This is a genomic window from Pseudoalteromonas sp. Z1A2 (genome assembly GCF_011378755.1).
Classification (GTDB): Bacteria; Pseudomonadota; Gammaproteobacteria; order Enterobacterales; family Alteromonadaceae; genus Pseudoalteromonas; species Pseudoalteromonas distincta.
Genome location: NZ_WTKX01000053.1, coordinates 1 through 7330 on the forward strand (window position 1 = coordinate 1; position 7330 = coordinate 7330).

Sequence of the window (7330 nt, forward strand, 5' to 3'; positions counted from 1 at the left end):
AATGAAAGGTAACCCAGCTCCACAAGCCATTAACTGCGAGGGTTGTGGCGATTTATGTTACTTTAGAGGGGAAAATCCCTAGAACCCCACAAGGCTTAAAATTGTAGAGAGCATGACTAGAAATAGTCGGTTTTTTTACGTCTGCAGAAAATGAAATGTGCGAATTAACACACTCATAGCAACACCATCACGTAGGTCGGGCGAGCACAGCGACTCCCAACGTTAAAATCACATTATAGTGTTCTTATTTCACGAGCTGGATTACCCGCTACTACGGTATTAGCCATTACATTTTTAGTAACCACAGCACCCGCACCCACAATACTATTTTCGCCTATATTAACTCCAGCAAGAATAATAGCGCCTGCGCCAATCCATACGTTATTGCCTAACGCGATAGGTGCTGCAAAGTTTTCCTTATTAAGCCTTTCTGCTGGATTAGTAGCATGTGACACAGCTAAAAGCTGAACGTTCGGGCCTATTAAGCAGTCATCACCTATGGTGATTGAGTAATTGGCTAATGGCGAATCGAGAAGTGTGCAATTAACATTCATAAAAGTACGATCACCAATAACTATTTGATTGCCATAATCGCAATGAAAACCTGATTCTATAATTACCTCTTCACCGCATTGTGCGAACAGCTCTTTAATACGCTTTAAATTACCTTTGCTCGGGCTTTTATTGAATAATCGGCATATCTCGCCTGTTTGTTTTCTTTGCATTAAATATGGCTTAGTCACGCTATTAAATAATTTCATTGAGTTTGTTATTCATTTATATGCATACATTATTAAGTATTATCTCATGCTTATATATTTTACTGAAAAGTTGTTATTACCTTTTTGTATGGGCTAAAAAGGTTTTAAACAAATTTTGACTTTTATTATATTCCTTTTTAAAAAAGCTTTAATAATGTAAAATTCATGTTACAAGGAGTAAGTAATGAAATTAAATAAACTAACTAAATTATTCTGTTTAACAATTATTTTAGCCGGTTGTGGGGGAGGGGGTAATGATGCCAGCCAACCTGCTAATAATGATTCTGGTTCTTCTGGAAAAACTAAATTTGTTAAGCCTGATTATCAAAATACGCCTACCTATGACGGTGAATTATCTTTATTCGAAATAACAGCAAGTAATGTAACTCAACTAACAACTCAGTACTCATATCTAATAGATAGCCTAAATTCCATAGTATTTGGAGAGGATTATCAAAATCTATTTCTCCACGACCCAGTGCTAGATAACCAATCTGATAATTTCGGTTGTGTTACTGGCTCTGCTGACATGAAAGAGGAAGAGGCTAATCAGCACTATATAATTACTTATAACAATTGCTCTGCTGCTGGGTGGGTTTTTAATGGGCAATCTGATATTTATATCGAAAACTCTAACGCTGAATTTGTTTTAGAATATGGGGTAGTACCTAGTTTAACAATTAGTAACGAAGTGCTTGGGGTTACCTATTTAACAGAAGGTTTTGCTATTGCTAATAGTCAGGGAGTTAATAGTGACAGTAGCGCTACTGTGAATATTCAATTTAAAGGTGCTGATGAAAATTCCCTTGATATTTTATTCTCTAATGTAAGGCTTGATGCTGTTTTAGATGCAACCAATGTTGGGTATGGTATTGGTTTTAATGGCGAAGTTTATTTTAGTGATTTAGGAAAACTAACAATAAAAACTGATGAGTTTTATCCAACCAATGATATATCTCTGCCTTCAATAATAGGAGCAAAGTACACCCTAATATCACAAAATACTGCTAGTGTAGCTCTCAAAGCTAATGGCATTTCGACCATACATCTATCTAATGAATTTTTGCCACTAGAGTTTTATTTAACTGACTTAGATAATGTTTATAACAATACTGCCAACTCTATTCCTATAGCAAGTATTTCAGGCTCGAACAAAGCTCTACGACACTCTATCCTTACTCTTGATGCAACGCAGTCCAAGGACCCTGATTTTGAACCATTAGGTTATGAGTGGAAATTAATAACTTTTCCGCAGAATGCTAGTTGGCAACTTGGCACCGGTAGCAAAATTGACTTTATTGGAGACCTGCCTGGCCTTTATCGTATTTCGTTAACAGTTGTAGACCCAAGTGGTGCAGAAAATACTGTGGAGCATGAGTTTAAATTAGAAAAACTGCCAGCAATTGTTTCTGACATTACTGCATATGATGAAATAGAATTAGGTGAACACTATACAGCCATTATTAACTTATCTAATGATGAGTTCGATGGTCCTTTTGAATACAAAATTGCTTATGGGCCAAGTAATATCTCGATTTCAGAACAAGGAGAGATTAATTGGTTAAGCAACGCGCCTGACTTTGGTAGTAATTTAAACGTAAATTTTGCTGTTGATATCTCAAACTCTGACAATCAAATAAGAATTAAGCACCAAATCAACCTTCAATCACTCGGTGGCGTAGATAATCGCTCAGTTGGTTATGTGAACAACTCAACATCCAGTGTAGCTTCAATTAAGCTTTCGAACCAAAAAAGGGGTGTATTACGCGGTAATGATAATTATATCTTAAGTCTCAGTGAGACAGGGTTGCTAGAATACAATAAATGGATACCTCCCTTACCTTCAAATGTTGAGCATGTAGGTGCATTTCTTAATCAGTCAGGGACGCAACTAAATTGGCTAAGTATTACTTACAACCAAGAGGCAGCTAAGCATCAAATATTTTTAACTAATGAGGGCTCAAGTAGTTTGCTGATAGATGATGTTTCGGCTGAAAATTATAACTCTATGGTATTTGATTACAACGGCGATGGTATTGAAGATATTCTTCTTTCGGCGGGGCATTCGTATGATAGCTATCTTATTAATGGAAATGATCTTTCTATCACTACGCTTATTGTTGCGCCGGACCTTTCACTTAATTATTCAAATCGCTTGATTCAAGTTTGTGATTTGAATAACGACGGCTTTAAAGAGTTAATTGATAGGGAAAGTATATTTGATGTCAAACAGAACAAATACCTGATAGGACCCTATTCTGAATATAAATTTAAGGCATTTACCAGTGGTGATAATTGTCGTGTAACTAGATATAAGGCCTCCGAACATTATAGTGAACTAATATGGTGGGAAGGTGGTGAACTGCAGGTGGGTAGTGAAAAGTTTGAGACTAATTTCAATGATGGTATTTCGATTAGCCTTGAAGTAGATAGTCCTTATAGTCATGTTTATTTTTCTAATTCAAAAGAGCTTTATTACTTTGATCAGCAGTGGCAATTGTTCTCTGTATCTATTGCTGAAAACCCCATTGGGAGAGTAATAGGTGCTGTTGATTTTGATAATGATGGAATACAGTCATTATTAGTAAGCAAAACAGATAGTTTAGAAGGAAGTTATTTATACGAAGAATATGCGATGCAAAGCTTTAGCTATGAGAATGGGCTATGGCAGCTTGAGTATTCATCAGTGGCTCAAGGTCAACTTCCTAATCTTCATATTGTTGGTGCTGTTGATGATACGGTTAGCATTTCAGATTTTGGCCGTTCGGCTAAGGTAACGCACAATAATGCACCTGTTACTTTCACTGGAGAGATGCTGTTAACGCAAGATAATGAAAATCAAATTGAGTATTCATTAACTCAAATTAACAACGAGACATTTATTGTTAAACGCAATACAGGTTCAACCAGTGTAATTTGGCAAACTAGCGTTGCAGAAGTGACTTTTTCTAATTCGTATGATTTTGCTTTTACAGAGTCCGAAACACACTTGAGCTTTAAAAGTGATATTAGATATTACACAATCGCTAAACAAACAGGAGAAGTCGTATCAAGAGCCTACTTTCCTTACTTGCCGTCTGAGGAGTTGTCAAAAATAATAATAGGTTATTACGATTTAGGTATAGCTTTTTACGAAAATCCAAGCTTATCACCCATTTCAATTGACAGTAGCAATTGGCCTGTACCTTTAGATTTCTTACAAGAAACAACAAGCCATGTCGCGCATGTACATGCTATTCAGCTAGATTCAGATCCTCAACTAGAGCTAATAATTGATTATCGTACTTTTGGTACTTTCGATGAAGAAGGTGGTTTAATAGTATTAGATACGAAAACGAAAGCATTAGAAATTTTGGACGAACAACAAATTAAGGGCTTTACAATTTACCACAAAGAGAAAATCCTCGATGAAACTATAGGTGGCGTTTATGGCCGAAACTATCTGGCGCATTACTCTATAGAAAAAACAATTAGCCTAGTGGATAAGTTATCAAATCAAGTTATTTGGGAGAGTCCACAAATCTCGAATAATTACCACGATGTATTAATTCAAAAAGATGAGCGTGATTCTTGGAGTTTATATATTTTAGGTAGTGAGTTTTTAATATATCCTTATTTGAACTAAAAAATAATAGCGTGCTCAGTAATCTAGTTTCTAGCTCACTGAGCAAGTTAGAATGTTTCACCACATCTACATGCTGTTAAATTAAAAAGCGCACATTGCGCTTTTTTTACTCATTCACTTGCCATTTAGGTTGTTTCGTTTAAAATCGCATAACTTTCGAAATGAAACTTAATTCACGAGCTTTATGACTAAACGAAACACACAGCAGCGTCGTCACAATATACTGGTTCAAGTTAATGAATTAGGTGAAGTAGCCGTTGAAAAGTTAGCACAGCAGTTTCAAACATCTGAAGTAACCATTCGAAAAGATTTAACCGCGCTTGAAAAAAGTGGCTTATTGCTGCGCCGTTACGGCGGTGCTATTGCTCTGCCTAAAGAAATTGTTAGCGATGAAATAGATTCAAAGCGCAAAGTCGCAATAGCTAAGGCTGCAGCAAAACTTATAAAAGATCATAACCGCATTATTATTGATAGCGGGCGTACTACTGCTGCGATGATCCCCGAGCTTGCTGATAAGCGTGGGCTAGTTGTAATGACAAACGCAATTAAAGTAGCGAGTCGTTTATTAGCACTTGAGAACGAGCCAACACTTTTGATGACCGGTGGGACGTGGGATCCGCATTCTGAGTCGTTTCAGGGGCAAGTTGCCGAAAACGTATTATGCTCTTACGACTTTGATCAGCTCTTTATTGGTGCGGATGGTATAGATGTAAAACGTGGCACAACAACCTTTAATGAGTTAGTTGGTTTGAGCCAAGTAATGGCAAAAGCGGCTCGTGAAGTAATTGTAATGGTTGAATCAGATAAGATTGGCCGAAAAATACCAAATTTAGAATTACCGTGGAAAATAGTAACCACATTAATAACCGACAATGGCTTAGCAGATGAAAAGCGCAAAGCAATTGAGGCGTGTGGTGTAAAACTAATTTGCGCTGAATTTATTGAGTAGCCACAAAGTGGTAAATATACAAGATTATTGGAGAGATTATGTGTGGAATAGTTGGGGCAGTTGCAGAACGTCCAGTAAATAGAATACTGATTGAAGGGCTGAAGCGACTTGAATACCGTGGCTACGACTCTGCCGGTGTAGCACTACTAGAAGGCTCTACGCTAAATACTGTAAAAGCAGTAGGTAAAGTAGTTAACGTAGAAGCAGCTCTAGAAAAAGCAGGTGTTAGCGGTCATACAGGTATTGCACATACGCGCTGGGCAACACATGGTAGCGTTACAGAAGCAAATGCACACCCACATGTATCAAACAACCAGTTAGCACTTGTGCACAACGGTATTATTGAAAACCACGCAAGCTTACGCGCATCGCTTAAAGAAGAAGGCTACGAGTTTCTATCTGAAACCGATACCGAAGTAATGGTGCACTTAATTCATAAGCTTCGTAAGCAGCAAACTAGTTTACTTACAGCAGTACAAGCTGCTGTTAAACAGTTTGAAGGCGCTTTTGGTACAGTTGTATTTGATAAAGCGAACGACAACGAAATCATTGTAGCGCGCTCAGGTAGCCCTCTTGTTATTGGTTTAGGCCTTGGCGAAAACTTTATAGCTTCTGATCAGTTAGCACTATTACCTGTTACTCGTAGCTTCATCTTTTTAGAAGAAGGCGATGTAGCGCGTATTACACGTGACACAGTAGAAATTTTTGATGAAAATGGCGACGCTGTAGAGCGTGAAGTGATTGAGTCAAACATTACACAAGATGCATCAGGCAAAGGCGACTACCGCCACTACATGCTAAAAGAAATCTACGAGCAACCACTTGCGGTACGTAATACCCTTGAAGGGCGTTTAAACGACGACCGCGTAGCAATTGATGCCTTTGGCGAAAGCGCTCAGCAAATATTTAAAGACGTAAAACACGTGCAAATTATTGCCTGTGGTACGTCTTACCATTCAGGTATGGTTGCACGTTATTGGCTTGAGCAATTTGCAGGCGTTAGCTGTAATGTAGAAATAGCTTCTGAATTTAGATACCGTCAGTCGTTTGTTCATGAAAATAGCTTACTTGTTACTATTTCTCAATCGGGTGAAACTGCCGATACGCTAGCTGCATTACGCCTAGCTAAAGAGCAAGGTTACATGGCCTCAATGACCATTTGTAACGTACCTGGTTCATCGCTTGTACGCGAATCAGACCTAGCCTTTATGACTAAAGCTGGCGCTGAAATAGGCGTGGCTTCTACTAAAGCATTTACAACGCAATTAGTTGGTTTGTTAATGCTTACTGCGTCTATAGCTCAAGAAAAACAGCTTGATCAAAGTGCTATTGTTAATGCTATAAAAGTACTACCTGCTAAGCTTGAAGAAACATTACTGCTTGCAGATGGCATTGCAGACCTTGCAGAAGAATTTGCCGACAAGCATCACTCACTGTTTTTAGGTCGTGGCTCACAATATCCAATCGCAATGGAAGGTGCGCTTAAGCTTAAAGAGATTTCGTACATTCACGCAGAAGCCTACGCAGCGGGCGAGCTAAAACATGGGCCACTTGCGCTTATAGATGCCGACATGCCAATTATTGTTGTAGCACCAAACAATGAGCTATTAGAAAAGCTTAAATCAAACGTAGAAGAAGTACGTGCACGTGGCGGCATTATTTACGTATTCGCAGATAAAGATTCACACTTTGAGTCAGACGACACAATGCGTGTTATCAACGTAAACCACACTGACGACATTATTGCGCCAATTGTTTACACACTGCCATTACAGTTACTGTCGTACTACGTAGCAGTAATTAAAGGTACCGACGTTGACCAACCACGTAATTTAGCTAAATCAGTTACTGTTGAGTAAAATCAATAGGTTGGTAATTACCTGTTAAAGATAAAAAGGCGCTTAATGCTGTCTCTTATACACAAATCCCTGCTAAGAAATTAGCGGGGATTTTTTTGAACTAAATCTCAATGTCATGATCAGATCTTCAAATCTT

At 38.1% G+C, this 7330-nt stretch carries 4 protein-coding genes; 3 read left to right on the top strand and 1 reads right to left on the bottom strand.

From position 1 onward, the window contains the following. Nucleotides 1–233: 233 nt before the first annotated feature. Nucleotides 234–761, bottom strand: a complete 528-nt coding sequence (locus GQR47_RS19910; RefSeq protein ID WP_024596997.1) for a sugar O-acetyltransferase — start codon at nt 759–761, stop codon at nt 234–236. 184 nt (nt 762–945) lie between these two features. Here GQR47_RS19910 and GQR47_RS19915 point away from each other — a divergent pair, with 184 nt between their 5' ends. The 3 genes from GQR47_RS19915 (at nt 946) to glmS (ending at nt 7194) form a co-directional block, all read left to right on the top strand. Next, nucleotides 946–4386: a VCBS repeat-containing protein gene (locus GQR47_RS19915; RefSeq protein WP_024596998.1), complete on the top strand. Its 3441-nt coding sequence runs from the start codon at nt 946–948 to the stop codon at nt 4384–4386. Nucleotides 4387–4570: 184 nt separating this feature from the next. Continuing rightward, a complete protein-coding gene (locus GQR47_RS19920; protein ID WP_024596999.1) occupies nt 4571–5335 on the top strand; it encodes a DeoR family transcriptional regulator in 765 nt (254 codons plus the stop codon). A 38-nt stretch (nt 5336–5373) separates the two neighbouring features. Beyond that, nucleotides 5374–7194, top strand: a complete 1821-nt coding sequence (gene glmS / locus GQR47_RS19925; protein ID WP_024597000.1) for a glutamine--fructose-6-phosphate transaminase (isomerizing) — start codon at nt 5374–5376, stop codon at nt 7192–7194. The last annotated feature ends 136 nt before the right edge of the window (nt 7195–7330 follow it).

Bases quoted from the DNA above. Each gene is read 5' to 3' on its own strand.
- GQR47_RS19910 (WP_024596997.1), bottom strand. From the start codon at position 761: ATGAAATTATTTAATAGCGTGACTAAGCCATATTTAATGCAAAGAAAA.
- GQR47_RS19915 (WP_024596998.1), top strand. From the start codon at position 946: ATGAAATTAAATAAACTAACTAAATTATTCTGTTTAACAATTATTTTA.
- GQR47_RS19920 (WP_024596999.1), top strand. From the start codon at position 4,571: ATGACTAAACGAAACACACAGCAGCGTCGTCACAATATACTGGTTCAA.
- glmS (WP_024597000.1), top strand. From the start codon at position 5,374: ATGTGTGGAATAGTTGGGGCAGTTGCAGAACGTCCAGTAAATAGAATA.